Origin of the sequence: Arthrobacter globiformis (assembly GCF_046536215.2) — a bacterium.
GTDB classification, from domain to species: domain Bacteria; phylum Actinomycetota; class Actinomycetes; order Actinomycetales; family Micrococcaceae; genus Arthrobacter; species Arthrobacter globiformis_E.
This window is the reverse complement of record NZ_CM143421.1, coordinates 1,126,455-1,141,013: the sequence shown is the minus strand read 5'-3', so window position 1 is coordinate 1,141,013 and position 14,559 is coordinate 1,126,455. Positions and strand designations below refer to the sequence as shown.

The 14,559-nt window shown below is 66.7% G+C and carries 14 protein-coding genes; 9 read left to right on the top strand and 5 right to left on the bottom strand.

Annotated features, from left to right (window positions below; all coding sequences use genetic code 11):
• Nucleotides 1-5: 5 nt before the first annotated feature.
• Nucleotides 6-464: a flavin reductase family protein gene (locus tag R5O87_RS05170; RefSeq protein ID WP_306926770.1), complete on the bottom strand. Its 459-nt coding sequence runs from the start codon at nucleotides 462-464 to the stop codon at nucleotides 6-8.
• A gap of 193 nt (nucleotides 465-657) precedes the next feature.
• Here R5O87_RS05170 and R5O87_RS05165 point away from each other — a divergent pair, with 193 nt between their 5' ends.
• From R5O87_RS05165 to nrdR, 3 genes are all read left to right on the top strand, one after another.
• Entirely contained in the window at nucleotides 658-1,224 is a 567-nt protein-coding gene (locus tag R5O87_RS05165) for a hypothetical protein (RefSeq protein WP_410556721.1), read from the top strand.
• A gap of 9 nt (nucleotides 1,225-1,233) precedes the next feature.
• Nucleotides 1,234-2,628 carry a histidinol dehydrogenase gene (gene hisD / locus R5O87_RS05160; protein ID WP_410556719.1) on the top strand — a complete coding sequence of 465 codons (1,395 nt, stop codon included), beginning with the start codon at nucleotides 1,234-1,236 and terminating at the stop codon, nucleotides 2,626-2,628.
• A 136-nt stretch (nucleotides 2,629-2,764) separates the two neighbouring features.
• On the top strand, nucleotides 2,765-3,337 hold the full coding sequence (nrdR, locus tag R5O87_RS05155) for a transcriptional regulator NrdR (protein ID WP_410556718.1): 573 nt from the start codon (nucleotides 2,765-2,767) through the stop codon (nucleotides 3,335-3,337).
• A 137-nt stretch (nucleotides 3,338-3,474) separates the two neighbouring features.
• Here the strand turns inward: nrdR and ppgK are convergent, their stop codons facing one another.
• Both ppgK and map read right to left on the bottom strand, forming a co-directional pair.
• A complete protein-coding gene (gene ppgK / locus R5O87_RS05150; RefSeq protein WP_410556717.1) occupies nucleotides 3,475-4,278 on the bottom strand; it encodes a polyphosphate--glucose phosphotransferase in 804 nt (267 codons plus the stop codon).
• A gap of 80 nt (nucleotides 4,279-4,358) precedes the next feature.
• Entirely contained in the window at nucleotides 4,359-5,237 is an 879-nt protein-coding gene (map, locus tag R5O87_RS05145) for a type I methionyl aminopeptidase (RefSeq protein WP_387100833.1), read from the bottom strand.
• A 123-nt stretch (nucleotides 5,238-5,360) separates the two neighbouring features.
• Between map and R5O87_RS05140 the strand changes: the two genes are divergently transcribed.
• Entirely contained in the window at nucleotides 5,361-5,525 is a 165-nt protein-coding gene (locus R5O87_RS05140) for an SPOR domain-containing protein (RefSeq protein WP_190603389.1), read from the top strand.
• 7 nt (nucleotides 5,526-5,532) lie between these two features.
• Here the strand turns inward: R5O87_RS05140 and panB are convergent, their stop codons facing one another.
• Nucleotides 5,533-6,438, bottom strand: a complete 906-nt coding sequence (gene panB, locus R5O87_RS05135) for a 3-methyl-2-oxobutanoate hydroxymethyltransferase (RefSeq protein ID WP_410556715.1) — start codon at nucleotides 6,436-6,438, stop codon at nucleotides 5,533-5,535.
• A 243-nt stretch (nucleotides 6,439-6,681) separates the two neighbouring features.
• On the opposite strand from panB, the gene glnA (R5O87_RS05130) reads away from it, so the two are divergent.
• From glnA (R5O87_RS05130) to R5O87_RS05110, 5 genes are all read left to right on the top strand, one after another.
• Entirely contained in the window at nucleotides 6,682-8,022 is a 1,341-nt protein-coding gene (gene glnA / locus R5O87_RS05130; protein ID WP_076798006.1) for a type I glutamate--ammonia ligase, read from the top strand.
• Between the two features lie 9 nt (nucleotides 8,023-8,031).
• Entirely contained in the window at nucleotides 8,032-11,043 is a 3,012-nt protein-coding gene (locus tag R5O87_RS05125; RefSeq protein WP_410556714.1) for a bifunctional [glutamine synthetase] adenylyltransferase/[glutamine synthetase]-adenylyl-L-tyrosine phosphorylase, read from the top strand.
• Nucleotides 11,044-11,064: 21 nt separating this feature from the next.
• Complete coding sequence (locus R5O87_RS05120; RefSeq protein ID WP_410556713.1) at nucleotides 11,065-11,490, top strand: VOC family protein; 426 nt, start codon at nucleotides 11,065-11,067, stop codon at nucleotides 11,488-11,490.
• 6 nt (nucleotides 11,491-11,496) lie between these two features.
• Nucleotides 11,497-12,012, top strand: a complete 516-nt coding sequence (locus tag R5O87_RS05115) for a GNAT family N-acetyltransferase (RefSeq protein WP_410556712.1) — start codon at nucleotides 11,497-11,499, stop codon at nucleotides 12,010-12,012.
• Nucleotides 12,013-12,115: 103 nt separating this feature from the next.
• Nucleotides 12,116-12,781 (top strand): hypothetical protein, encoded by a 666-nt coding sequence (locus R5O87_RS05110; protein ID WP_410556711.1) that lies wholly within the window; start codon nucleotides 12,116-12,118, stop codon nucleotides 12,779-12,781.
• A 117-nt stretch (nucleotides 12,782-12,898) separates the two neighbouring features.
• Here R5O87_RS05110 and glnA (R5O87_RS05105) read toward each other — a convergent pair whose 3' ends face one another.
• Nucleotides 12,899-14,323: a type I glutamate--ammonia ligase gene (gene glnA / locus R5O87_RS05105; protein ID WP_003801701.1), complete on the bottom strand. Its 1,425-nt coding sequence runs from the start codon at nucleotides 14,321-14,323 to the stop codon at nucleotides 12,899-12,901.
• Between the last annotated feature and the right edge of the window lie 236 nt (nucleotides 14,324-14,559).

Below are 14,559 nucleotides of genomic sequence, written 5' to 3'. Positions count from 1 at the left end.
GGCACTTAGATTTCGTAGTCCAGCGGAACGGGCTGTCCGTAGGTGCCGGAGTGGTACAGCAGCGGCGAGCCGTCCTCGCCGACCTGCCCTTCCACCACCTCGACCACCACGACGGCGTTGTTTTCGAAGGACAGGCGCATCTGGATCTTGCCGATCAGCCAGCCGGAAACGTCCTTGAGTACCGGCACGTCATAGGGTCCGTGCGCCCAGTGGTCGCCGGCGAAGCGTTCCTTGGTGCGGGCGAACCGGTCGGCCAGCTCCTGGTTCTCGAGTCCCAGCATGTGCACACCGATGTACGCGGTGTTGGCAACCGCCGGCCACGAGCTGGAACTGCGCGCCATGTTGAAGGTGAAGCGCGGCGGTTTGGCGGACAGCGAGGCGACAGAGGTTGCGGTAAAGCCGTAGGGGACGCCGTCGTAGTTCACGGTGATGATCGCCACGCCCGCTGCATGCCGGCGGAACATCTCTTTGAACGTGCCCTCGAAGGCGCCATCTTCTGATGTCACTGGAACCGATCTCCCTACTGCAGCCGTGCCGATTAAGTCTCTAGTACAAGACTATGGGGCTTCCGGGCGGATGGGACATTCCCCTGGCGGGCAGGCACGCGGCGCGGACTGCCGGCCAACATTTGAAGGCCACATTTGTTAACGTTTCCTCATGACCCAGCCTCAACCCTCCCCTCCAGCCCGCTCCGCCGTCGAGGCCCAAGCCGGCCTGCGGCGGCCCGGCAAGGCCAGGACAGGCAAGGGCTGGGCGTGGGCGGCCGGGATTGTCGGTGCCGGCATCCCGGCCGGGCTCCTCTGGTGGCTCCTGGCCCCGGGCGGGCAAAACCTCATTTCGGGGAACTCCGCGCTGTCCTCCGGAACCAACAGCGAGGGCTGGCTGCCCCGGGACCTGGTGCTGGCGGGACTCTTTGTCTTTGCGGGCTGCCTGGTGGCTGTGCTGCTGTCAGGCCGCCGTGATGGCGGAACGAGGCGGCTGCTGCTGCTGTCCGTCGCCGCAAGCGCAGCGGCAGCGGTCCTGGCGTGGCAGACCGGGGTCCTGGCGGGTCACCTGCTGGGAGGGCCGCAGGACACCTCGGCGAACGCAAGTGTCGCCTTCTCGCTGCGGTCCCTGACCGTCCTCGTCCTGTGGCCCGCGGCTGTCGCCTCAGGTTTCTTCGTCCTGCGCATCATCGGCCTCCTGCGCGCTTCCGTGGACCAAGGGCAGGACGGCGGCGCGTAAAATGTACGGGTGACCACTTCTCCGGACAGCCCCACAGACGCAAACAGCCTGGCACGCCCGAACACTCCCGCCGTCGACTTCCGCACCGTTGACCTGCGCGGCCGCAGCCTTAGCCTGGCCGAACTCCGCGAGGCCGTGCCGCGGGCACGGCAGCAGACGGTGGCAGACGCCGAGCAGAAGGTCACCGACATCATCATGGCCGTCCGCCAGCGCGGCTTCGCCGCCCTTGCAGACTTCGCCAGGACGTTCGACGGCGTGGAGCAGGCCCATCCGCGGGTTCCGGCCGAGGCGCTCCAGTCAGCGCTGGACGGACTGGACCCTGCCGTGCGTTCGGCGCTTGAAGAGTCCATCAGCCGTGCCCGCCGGTTCGCGGACGGGCAGCGCCCGGCCGACATCGACATCTCCCTCGGCGACGGCGCTGTGGTCAGCCAGAAGTGGGTGCCCGTGGCACGCGTGGGCCTGTACGTCCCCGGCGGCCTGGCGGTCTACCCGTCCTCGGTGATCATGAACGTCGTCCCGGCGCTGGCCGCAGGCGTGGAGTCGATTGCCCTCGCCTCCCCGCCGCAGAAGGACTTTGGCGGCCTGCCTCACCCCACCATTCTGGCCGCTGCGGCACTGCTGGGAATCGACGAGGTGTACGCCATCGGCGGAGCCCAGGCCATCGCCGCCTTCGCCTACGGCGTCCCGGGCGAATCGGGGACCCCCGCGCTGGAGCCCGTCGACGTCGTAACCGGACCCGGGAACATCTTTGTCGCCACGGCCAAGCGCCTCGTCAAGGGCGTCGTGGGGATCGACTCCGAGGCCGGCACCACGGAAATCGCCATCCTCGCGGACGCCACGGCCCGCCCCGCCTTCGTTGCCGCCGACCTCATCAGCCAGGCCGAGCACGATCCGAAGGCCGCCTCCGTCCTGATCACGGATTCCCTCGAACTGGCCGTGGCAGTCCGCGAAGAGCTGGAACTGCAGGCTGCCTCCACCAAGCACAGCCAGCGTGTCCGCGAAGCGCTTTCCGGCCCGCAGTCGGGCGTGGTGCTCGTGGATGACCTCGACCAGGGGATCGCGGCGTGTGACGCCTACGCGGCCGAACACCTGGAGATCATGACCGCGGACGCGCCTGCTGTGGCGGCGCGGATCCGGAACGCCGGCGCCATTTTCGTCGGCGACTACAGCCCCGTGAGCCTCGGTGACTACTGCGCCGGTTCCAACCACGTGCTTCCCACCAGCGGCACGGCGGCCTTCTCGTCCGGGCTGAACGTGACCACGTTCCTGCGCGCCATCCAGGTGATCAACTACTCCGAGGCGGCGCTGGGGCAGGTCAGCGGCCACATCGTCAGCCTGTCCGGCGCGGAGGACCTCCCGGCGCACGGCGACGCGGTGACGGTCCGCTTCCAATCGGGCCGCTAACCACTACATGTAGACGTCCGGCACTACATGTAGTAATTACAGGCTTGTTATTCAGCTATATCTGGCCGTAAACTGGTGCTGAACGAAGCTTTGGATAGGGCTTCGACGAAGGCAGCGACTGAAGGGCAGGAAAAACGTGTATTGTCCGTTTTGCCGCAACCCTGATTCACGCGTGGTGGACAGCCGGATGGCCGACGACGGTTCCGCCATCCGCCGCCGTCGGCAGTGTCCCGAGTGCGGGCGCCGCTTCACCACGGTGGAAACCACCAGCCTGTCCGTGATCAAGCGGTCCGGCGTGGGCGAGCCCTTCAGCCGCAGCAAGGTCATCAACGGTGTCCGCAAGGCCTGCCAGGGCCGGCCTGTCAGCGAGGACGACCTCGCCATGCTGGCGCAGGAAGTCGAGGAGAATATCCGGGCCTCCGGCGCCGCCGAAATCGACGCCCACGAGGTTGGCCTGATCATCCTGGGGCCGCTGCAGAAGCTGGACAAAGTGGCGTACCTCCGCTTCGCCAGCGTCTACCAGGCCTTTGAGTCACTCGAGGATTTCGAATCCGCCATTGACCTGCTCCGGCACGAGTCCGCTGACGAAACGGGTCCCGAAGGCAAAAGCCCGCAGGAAAAGAACGCCGCGGACAAGAGCACAGCCGTGGACAAGAACACTGCAGACAAGAACCCGGCAGAGAAGAACACGGCGAAGAGCGCGCTCTAAAGTCTCCGGTGGCGGCAGCGGAGGGGAAGCCGCAGCCGCCACCGGCTCCATTGCAAACAAAGACGCTGAAGGCGGCAGACCCGTGTCTGCCGCCTTCAGCGTTTCTGCGGGCCGCGCGTAACGCGGCCCGCACGGAATTACTTGGCCAGCTCGTGCTTGACGGCGATCTCGAGGGCGGCGCCCACAATGCCTGCCTCGTTCTTCAGCTCGGCAGGAACGATCGGCGTGCGCAGCTTCAGGCGCGGCAGGTACTCGTCGGCGCGCTTGGAGATGCCGCCGCCCACGATGAAGAGTTCGGGGGAGAATAGGAATTCGACGTGGGAGAAGTAGCGCTGCAGCAGGACACTGTATTCCTCCCAGCTGAGGCCGTCACGTTCGCGGGCCACGGCGGACGCCTTGCTTTCGGCGTCGAACCCGTCGATCTCCAGGTGGCCGAGTTCGGCGTTGGGCACGAGCCGGCCGTTGAAGATGAACGCGGAGCCGATGCCGGTGCCGAGCGTGATGACCAGGACGGTTCCGTCGATGCCGGCGCCGGCACCGTAGCGGGCTTCGGCAAGGCCGGCCGCGTCGGCGTCGTTGATGACCTCCACGGGACGGCCCAGGCGGGCGGTGAGCAGCGCGTCGATGTCCGTGTTGAGCCAGCTCTTGTCCACGTTGGCGGCGGAGTGGACCACGCCGTGCTGGATGATGCCGGGGAACGTCACGCCGATGGGGCTGTCAGCCTCGGGGGCGTCGGGCCGTGCGGAGAGCTCCTCGACCACCTGGGCCACCACCTCGACCACCGCTTCCGGCGTTGCCGGCTGCGGGGTTGCCAGGCGGAAGCGGTCGCCGATCAGTTTGCCCTTCTTCAGGTCGACGATGCCGCCCTTGATTCCGGTACCGCCGATGTCGATGCCGATCAGCGGGGCGTTCTTGCGGGTCTTTTCGTCCTTCTTGGCCAATGGGATTCCGTTCGTGGCAGGGTAGGGGCTCGGGCTGGGCAAGGGTGACTTGCCGGATGACGCGGGCGGGTTGGCTGGCGTCAGGGAAGGGTGAGGACCTCGGCACCGGATTCGGTGACGAGGAGGGTGTGTTCGAACTGCGCGGTGCGCTTGTGGTCCCTGGTGACCACTGTCCAGTCGTCGGCCCACATGTCCCACTCGATGGTGCCGAGGGTCAGCATGGGCTCGATGGTGAACACCATGCCGGGTTCGATCACGGTGTTGTAGGCCGGGGCGGCGTCGTAGTGCGGGATGATCAGGCCGGTGTGGAAGGCTTCGCCCACACCGTGTCCGGTGAAGTCGCGGACCACGCCGTAGCCGAAGCGCCTGGCGTAGGACTCGATGGCGCGGCCGATCACGTTGATCTGGCGTCCAGGGGCAACGGCCTTGATGGCGCGGTTGAGGGACTCCCTGGTCCGTTCAACCAGCAGCCGCGACTCCTCGTCAACGTCACCTACCAGGAAGGTGTAGTTGGTGTCGCCGTGGACCCCGCCGATGAAGGCTGTGATGTCGATGTTGAGGATGTCGCCGTCCTGCACCACGGTGCTGTCCGGAATGCCGTGGCAGATGACCTCGTTCAGCGACGAGCACAGCGACTTGGGGAAGCCGCGGTACCCCAGCGTGGACGGGTAGGCGTTGTGGTCCAGCAGGAACTCGTGGCCGATGCGGTCCAGTTCGTCCGTGGTGATGCCGGGCCGGATGTGCTTGCCCACCTCCACGATGGCCTGCGCGGCGATCCTGCTGGCCACCCGGATCTTCTCGATCGTTTCCGGCGACTTGACCTCGGACCCGGTGAATTTGGCCGGGCCCGGCTTGCCCACATACTCCGGCCGCGGGATCGACGCGGGAACGGGCCGCTGCGGGCTGACGGTTCCCGGAGTAAGCGTGCCGGTGGGTGCGGTCGAGGCTAAGGAAGGCATAGATTGATCATATAAGGCAGCACAGAACGCCATGTAAATTAATGCGCGCCGCGGCTACCGTTGCGGGTTACGTTACGTGGATCACGCGGCAGTGTGCCGACAACCGGAAAGCGAGGAAGACCGATGCCCGAGTACTGGTACAACGTCAAGACCCACATGGTGGAGGAAGACGCGATGTCGGACTGGACCCAGCTGATCGGTCCCTATAAGACCCGGGAAGAGGCGGAACATGCCCTCGAGAAGGTCAAGGCACGCAATGAATCCTGGGAAAAGGGCGACGACGACTAGCGGCTGACTAGAACGAATGCTCCGGTCCGGGGAACTGCCCCGACCGGACGTCGTCGCCATAGGCCTTGGCCGCATCGCTGAGGACGGTCCGGAGGTCCGCGTACTGCTTGACGAACTTGGCCATTTTGCCGCCGCGGAGGCCGGCCATGTCCTGCCAGACCAGAACCTGTCCCGTGGTGGCGTTGCCCGCACCGATGCCGATGGTGGGCACTGAAATGGCAGCGTCCACGGCCTTGGCTGTCTCCGCGGGAACCATCTCCATGAGCACGCAAAACGCGCCGGCGTCGGCCAGGGCAGCGGCGTCCTCGACGAGCCGGGCGGCGTCGTCGCCCCTGCCCTGCACGCGGTAGCCACCGAGGGAATGCTCACTCTGGGGCGTGAAGCCGATGTGAGCCATCACGGGAATGCCGGCCTGGACCATCGCCCTGACGGTGTCGGCGTAGAACTTGCCGCCCTCGAGCTTTACTGCGTGCGCCAGGCCCTCCTTGAGGAAGCGCACGCCGGTCGCCACGGCCTGCTGCGGCGAAACCTCGTAGCTGCCGAAGGGGAGGTCCGCCACCACCAGCGCGCGCTTCGCGGAGCGTGCGACCGCCCGACACAGCGGCAGCAGCTCGTCGACGGTGACGGGAATGCTGGTTTCGTTGCCAAAGACGTTGTTGGACGCGGAGTCGCCCACCAGCAGGACTTCGGTGCCGGCCTGGTCGAAGATCTCCGCCGTGTATTGGTCATACGCCGTGAGCATGGCGAAACGTTCGCCGCTGCTCTTCGCCTGCTGCAGGTGGTGCGTGCGGATCCGGGAGACCGGCTTCCTCGCGGATTCCGACGGCGGTACCGCAGCTGCCGTGGGGCCGTTCCCGTACGGTGCAGGTACTTCAGCGGACATGCTTGGGTCGGGACTGCTGGTTGAGGCCATGGCAAGAGCGTAGTCCGGGATCCGCCGTGCTAGCCACCGGCCGCTACGCAATGCCGGGTGATTCGCGTCATAGCCGATTTGCCCGGGCGGTGCTGCCACGGCCCGGGCTGAGTGTTAACGCTGTGTTACGCGCTGCAGCCGCGCCAGCATCACGCGTAAATGCTTAGTAAAGTGATGCGTGAGCTGCCGCTGCTCCGTCGTGGACGGACCGGGGCATGAACGTAGACCGGAGAAGAGGCCTTCATGGACCGCCAGCAAGAGTTTGTCCTGCGCACGATCGAAGAGCGCGACGTACGTTTTGTGCGCCTGTGGTTCACCGACGTCGTTGGCTCGCTCAAGTCGGTGGCGCTGGCACCTGCCGAGGTCGAGGGCGCCTTCGACGAGGGCCTCGGCTTCGACGGCTCGGCCATCGAAGGCCTTGCCCGTGTCTTCGAGTCGGACATGCTGGCCCAGCCGGACCCGTCCACCTTCCAGATCCTTCCCTGGCGCGGGGAGACCGAACAGACATCCCGCATGTTCTGCGACATCCTGACTCCCGACGGCGAGCCCTCGGCAGCGGATCCCCGCAACGTCCTCAAGCGCACCCTGGCCAAGGCCGCCGACATGGGGTTCACCTGCTACACGCACCCCGAGATCGAGTTCTACCTGCTAAAGTCGCAGGAACCCGGCCCCGACGGTTCACCCATTCCGGTGGACGAGGGCGGCTACTTTGACCACGTCCCCGGCGGCGTGGCCCAGGACTTCCGCCGCACCGCCGTGACCATGCTCGAATCGGTGGGCATTTCCGTGGAGTTCAGCCACCACGAGGCCGGCCCGGGCCAGAACGAGATCGACCTGCGCTACGCGGACGCCCTGCAGACCGCGGACAACATCATGACCTTCCGGACCGTCATCAAGGAGGTGGCGCTGCAGCAGGGCACGTACGCCACCTTCATGCCCAAGCCCTTCACGGCCCATCCGGGTTCGGGCATGCACACGCACTTCTCGCTCTTCGAGGGCGACACCAACGCGTTCTTCGAGGCCGGTGCGGAGTTCCAGCTCTCCAAGACGGCTCGCCAGTTCATCGCCGGCATCCTCAAGCACGCCCCCGAATTCACCGCTGTGACCAACCAGTTCGTGAACTCCTACAAGCGCCTCTGGGGCGGGGGAGAGGCACCCAGCTACCTGAGCTGGGGGCACAACAACCGCTCCGCGCTGGTCCGGGTCCCGCTGTACAAGCCGGGCAAGGGACAGTCAGCCCGGATCGAATACCGCGGCATCGACTCGGCCGCCAACCCGTACCTTGCCTACGCCGTGCTTCTGGGCGCCGGTTTGAAGGGCATCGAGGAAGGCTACGAGCTGCCTGCCGCGGCCGAGGACGACATCTGGTCGCTGAGTTCCGCGGAGCGCCGCGCCATGGGCCACGATCCGCTTCCCGCCAGCCTGCACGACGCCATCCGTGCCATGGAGGACTCGGAACTGATGCCGCAGATCCTGGGTGAGCAGGTCTTCGAGCACTTCCTGCGCAACAAGCGGGCGGAGTGGCAGGACTACCGCCTGCAAGTAACCCCCTATGAGCTGCAGCGCAACCTCGCCATCCTTTAGGCGGCTGCGGTGAGCTTGGCCCGCCGGCTCATTACCGCCGGCTTCAGCGATCTCGAGAAGGGTGAACGGTTCCTCGCCGCCCCCGAACTGGAGGGCATCGACCAGGACACCCTGTTTGCCGGCCTGCAGATGGCCGCGAACCCGGATGCCGCGCTGCAGTCCCTGGTCCGGCTGATCGAGAAGCACCCGGACCTGCGGAAGCTGGCAGCAGCGGATACTGAGGTGAGCGAGCCGCTCTACCGGGTCCTGGGCGCCAGCGAGGCACTGGGTGAATTCCTGATACGGCACCCGGAGCACCTCGACGCATTCAGCGTGACCGCCAGTCCGGAACCGCTCCAGGCCGATCCGGCCGAGCTGCGTGCCCAGCTGCTGAGGTCTGTGCGCGCAGACCCGAACGCGGCCCGGCCGGTGGCCGGCATCTCTGGCCCCGAGGCTTACGAAGCGCTCCGCACCGCCTACCGCCGGGGCGTCGTGGACCTTGCCGTCAAGGACCTCTGCGCCGCTGACCCGCTGGACTTCATGCCCGCCGTCGGCGCCGAACTCGCGGACCTGGCCGGGGCGGCCATCGAGGCCGCCCTTGCCGTCTCCCGCGCCGAAGCGGCAGGGAAGTTCGACGCCGGGGAGGTCGCCGACGTCGCACTGTCAGTGATCGGGATGGGCAAGTGCGGAGCCCGCGAACTGAACTATATTTCCGACGTCGACGTCATCTACGTGGTGGAAGCGGGCGAGCTGGACGACGCGCGGGCCAACACCATCGGCACGGCGCTGGCGTCAGGCATTTCGCGGGCCATTTCCTCCCCGGCGCGCGAGCCCGGCCTGTGGGAGGTTGACGCCAACCTCCGCCCGGAAGGAAAGTCCGGCCCGCTGGTCCGGACACTGGCTTCGCACCAGAGCTACTACGCCCGCTGGGCGGAAAGCTGGGAGTTCCAGGCGCTCCTGAAGGCGCGGACCATCGCGGGTGACGCAGAGCTGGGCGCCCGCTACGAGGAGGCCGTATCGCCGCTCGTGTGGGCCTCGGCGAACCGCGACGGCTTCGTTGAGTCGGTGCAGGCCATGCGCCGCCGGGTGACCGAACACATCCCGCCCGCCGAGGAACAGCGGCAGATCAAGCTGGGCCGCGGCGGACTGCGGGACGTCGAATTCACCGTCCAGCTGCTCCAGCTTGTGCATGGCAAGTCGGATGAATCCCTGCGCCGCCGGGACACGACGTCGGCCATTGCCGCGCTGTCCACCGGCGGCTACATCGGCAGGGCTGACGCGGCGGCGTTCGACCACGCCTACCGGTACCTGCGCCTGCTCGAGCACCGCATCCAGCTTTTCCAGCTGCGCCGCACACACCTCATGCCGGTCAAGGAGGAACCCCTCCGTACCCTGGCCAAGGCCGTGCTGGGCCCGTTCTCCACGGACCGGCCGCACCCCGACGCCCTCCTGGCCGCGTGGCAAAAGACCAAGCGTTCCGTCCGCGAGCTCCATGACCGGATCTTCTACCGTCCGCTCCTAAACACGGCCGCCAAGCTCAGCAGCGAGGACGCACGCCTGACTCCCGAAGCCGCGCAGGGCCGGCTCGCGGCGCTCGGTTACCGGGACCCGCAGGGCGCGCTCCGCCACATCGAGGCCCTGACGGCCGGCGTCAGCCGGCGGGCCGCCCTGCAGCGGCAGCTGCTGCCCATCCTCCTCGGCTGGCTGGCCGAGGGCGTGGACCCCGACGCCGGTCTGCTCGCCTTCCGCAGGATCAGCGAGGCCCTTGGCACCACCCACTGGTATCTAGGCATGCTCCGCGATTCGGCGGCGGCGGCCGAGCGGCTGTGCCATATGCTGTCCAATTCCCGGCTCATTGCCGACCTCCTCGAAGTCTCGCCGGAATCGGTGTCATGGCTGGGGACGGACAAGGAGCTCGCGCCGCTCAGCTTTGAGGCACAGTGGCAGGAGATCACCTCCAAAATGTCCCGGCACGCGGACCCGGAAAGCGCCATGCGCCTCATCCGGCTTATCCGCCGCCGTGAAATCCTGCGGATCGCCATCGCGGACAGCGCCGGCCTGCTCCGCCAGGACCAGGTGGGGGCGGCCCTGGCCGAGACGGACCGCGCCGCCATCCTGGGCGCCCTGCGGGTGGCCGAGAACGTTGTCTCCGCCGCCGGCCCGCTGAAGACCTCGGTGCTGGTGGTGGCCATGGGCAGGCAGGGCGGGCTGGAGATCGGCTACGGATCCGACGCCGACGTCCTGTACGTCCACCGCGCACTGCCCGGAGCCTCGGACGATGAAGCCCAGCAGCAGGCAGCGAAGATCGTGGGCCATCTTTCCACCCTGCTGACGCAGCCGCTCAAACCCGCGATCATGGCTGAGCGGGTTCTTGCCGTGGACGCGGACCTCCGCCCGGAGGGCAAGAACGGGGCCATGGTGCGGTCGCTGGAGTCCTACGGCGAGTACTACCGCCGCTGGTCGCTCATCTGGGAGGCGCAGGCGCTGCTCCGTGCCCGGCCGATCGCCGGTGACGATGCCCTTGCGGCGGACTTCGTAAAGCTGGTCGATCCCATCCGCTACCCGGAGGCGGTTTCCGATGCGGATGTCCGGGAGATACGCCGCATCAAGGCGCGGGTGGAATCCGAGCGGCTGCCCCGCGGCGCCGATCCTGCCAGGCACCTGAAGCTGGGACGCGGCGGCCTGAGCGACGTGGAATGGCTGGTGCAGCTGCTGCAGCTCCAGCACGCCGGGAAACACCCCGAACTGCGCACCACGTCCACCCTGAAGGCCCTGCACGCGGCGTCCACGCTGGGGTTGCTGGAGGACGAGGACGCCCGCCTGCTGGCCGACGCGTGGCGGCTTGCCAGCCGGATCCGCTCCGCGAACGTGATCTGGACGGGCCGCGCCTCTGACCTGCTGCCGTCCTCGCGGCGCGACCTGGAGGCGGTGGCCAGGTGGTGCGGCTTCGAGGAAGGGATGGCCACGGCCTTCGAGGAGGAGTACCTGAGGGTGAGCAGGCGGGCCCGTGCGGTGTTCGAGAAGGTCTTCTACGGCCACTGAACCGGTGCTAGGTTTGGGCGCATGGCTACCCAAATCTTCATGAACCTGCCCGTCAGGGACCTCGACAGATCCGTACAGTTCTTCACTGCACTGGGCTTTACGTTCAACCAGGACTACACGGACGAGAACGCCACCTGCATGGTGATCAACGACGACGCCTTCGTGATGCTCCTCGTGGAAAAGTTCTTCAAGACGTTCACCGCCAAGGAGATCGTGGACGCGACCTCGGCCACCGAGGCCATCATGGCCTTCTCCGTGGACAGCCGGGAGGCGGTGGACCAGATGGTGAGCAAGGCCCTGGCGGCCGGCGGAACCGAATCGCAGGCGGTGCAGGATTACGGGTTCATGTACAGCCACAGCTTCCAGGATCCGGACGGGCACCTGTGGGAGGTCATGTGGATGGATCCGTCAGGTCCGCCCGCCGACGGGGCGGCACACGCCTCCTGACGGACCATGAGTCCGGACGTATGGCTCATTCCGTTGCGGGACCTGGATGCCGATGCCCGGGCCATCCAGCTGGGCGCGGTGGCGGAACTGGAAGTTGCCCCGGGCCAGCGGGAGTTTGTGGGCGACCCGCTGCGCATGATGCTGGCAGGGCTCGAGGACGGGTCCCGCAGGCCCTATGTCATCGAGGCCGGCGGCAGGGCTGCCGGGGTGCTGACCCTGCAGTCGGGGGCAGCCCGGCTCGCCGGCTGGCCCGACGACGACTCCGCCTGGCTGCTTCGCGGGTTTTTGATCGACAGGCGCCGGCAGGGCCGGGGCCTGGGCCAGGCGGCAGCCTCTGCGGCGGTGGCCGCCGCCGCCAAACTGACGGCGAGGCTGGGAGGCGGCCAGGCCGGCGTCGTGCTTTCAGTCAACGAGCGCAACCCGGCCGGGCAGGGAGCCTACCTGAAGGCTGGTTTTGCGGACCACGGCGTCTATCTGGGTGGCGACGCCGGTCCGCAGCGGACCATGTACGCCGCCTTCTGACTGCCGATCCGGCGCAGAATCAGCGTTGGACCGTTGCGCCCGCACGGGGTCATGCCTACGCTGTGTGTTGGCAGTGCACTTCAAACCTTGTTGGGGGGAAGGCTTGAAAAGGTCTTCGTCTCGGAGGCACTCGCCGGAACAGGCTGGCTCCCGGTCTCAGCACGTCGGGAGCCAGCTTCCGGAGCGCCAACTGCGCCAGGACGGGGCACGCCAGGACGCCGCACGCCAGGACGCGGACCATGCCCGCGCGCGGGCGAAAGGCGGCCGGGCCCGAAAACTCAGAAGGGCTGAGCTGCTGCTCATCGGGGCCGGCGTCGCGGCCACTCTGGTGGCGGCGGCGTACCAGTACGCCGGGATCAGGAGCACTCTGGAAAGCAGCACCGCGTCCTCGCTCTACGCCCAGCAGCAGGAGATCGACAGGATCTTCGTGGACAACGTGGACCTGCAGCCGTACTTCTGGCACCGCAAGGAGCTGCCCGACCCCTCGGCAATCCGGGACCCTGCGGCGAAGCTGGAGGCGGAGCAACTGGCGGGCCGGGCGGAAGCAACCGCCCACCGCATCCTGGACCACTTCGCCCACCTCAGGTACCAGATGGGAACGCAGGCCTTCACCTCCGAGCGGGCGGACTGGGAGGCCTACATGCGGCGGAGCTTCGCGGACTCGCTCGTTCTGTGCCGCGCGCTGCGGGGAGACCAGGAAGCCTTCGGCGGAACCGGTCCGGACTCCCTCTGGGGGCGGTACGCGGAGGAACCCTGCCGGGGATCATAACCGGGAACGGCCACTTAACCTGGAACGGCTACGTAGCCGGGAACGGCCAAGGGCGGCCACCGGTCAGTAACCGGTGGCCGCCCTTGGCGGTGTCAGGAGGATCTCACGGGGGTCAGGCTAGACGCCGTAGTAGAGCTCGAACTCGTAGGGGTTCGGGCGCAGCGACAGCGGGCGGATCTCGTTCTCGTACTTGTACTCGATCCAGGTGTCGATCAGGTCCTGGGTGAACACGCCGCCGGCCTGCAGGAACTCGTTGTCCTCAGCCAGTGCCTGGAGGGCTTCCTCGAGGGTGCCCGGAGCCTTGGGGATGTCCTTGGCTTCCTCAGCGGGGAGCTCGTAGAGGTCCTTGTCGATCGGAGCCGGGGGCTCGATGCGGTTGCGGATGCCGTCGATGCCGGCCATCAGCTGGGCAGCGAAGGCCAGGTACGGGTTGGAGGAGGGGTCCGGAGCGCGGAACTCGATGCGCTTGGCCTTCGGGTTGGAGCCCGTGATCGGGATACGGATACCGGCGGAGCGGTTGCCCTGCGAGTAGACCATGTTGACCGGGGCTTCGAAGCCCTTGACCAGGCGGCGGTAGGAGTTGACCGTCGGGTTGGTGAACGCGAGGACGGCGTCGGCGTGCTTCAGCAGGCCGCCGATGTACCAGCGGGCGGTGTCGGACAGGCCGGCGTAGCCCTTCTCGTCGTAGAACAGCGGCTCGCCGTTGCTCCACAGCGACTGGTGGCAGTGCATGCCCGAGCCGTTGTCACCGAAGACCGGCTTCGGCATGAAGGTGACGGACTTGCCCCAGGCGTCGGCGGTGTTCTTGATGACGTACTTGAACTTCTGCAGGTCATCGGCCGCGTGGGTCAGCGTGGTGAACTTGTAGTTGATCTCAGCCTGGCCGGCGGAGCCAACTTCGTGGTGGCTGCGCTCGACCTCGAGGCCTGCCTCGTCCAGGGCGACACACATGGCGTCACGCAGGTCGGCCTGCTTGTCGGTCGGGGAAACCGGGAAGTAACCGCCCTTGACGGGGGTCTTGTAGCCGAGGTTTCCGCCCTCTTCCTCGCGGCCGGTGTTCCAGTGGGCTTCCTCGGAGTCGATCTTGTAGAAGCTGCCCTCGGGGGAGGACTGGTACTGGACGTTGTCGAACACGAAGAACTCGGCTTCGGGAGCGAAGAACGCGGTGTCGGCGATGCCGGTGGAGGCGAGGTAGGCTTCAGCCTTCTCTGCCACGCCACGGGGGTCACGGTGGTACGGGTCGCCCGTACGCGGGTTCACGATGGAGAAGTTCAGCGCAAGGGTCTTCTCCATGCGGAAGGTGTCCAGGAACGCGGTGGTGACGTCCGGAATGAGCTGCATGTCAGACTCGGCGATGCCCTGGAAGCCGCGGATGGAGGAACCATCGAACAGCTGGCCGTTGACGAAGAAGTCAGCGTCCACGCTCTTGGCCGGCACGTTGAAGTGCTGCTGAACGCCGGGGAGGTCGGTGAAGCGGATATCGATAAACCGAATGTCTTCATCTTTGATGAACTTGAGGACTTCGTCCGCAGTCTTGAACATCTATGCTCCTTACGCATATGTAATAACTGGCTAGAAAGCCAAGTGGTCCAGCGCAATCCAATGGGCGGAAACACAAAAGTGCCCCGCTCCAGGCTCGCTAGCAACTGTTACCACCCTAGGGATTCGGGATTTCCCGTCCGTGTCCGCTTTGTTTCCGGCAGGTTACAGAACCTACTGATATGTAAACGCTATACGGTGTCCACACTGTGGTCCACGCCTATCCAGAGTATGAACGT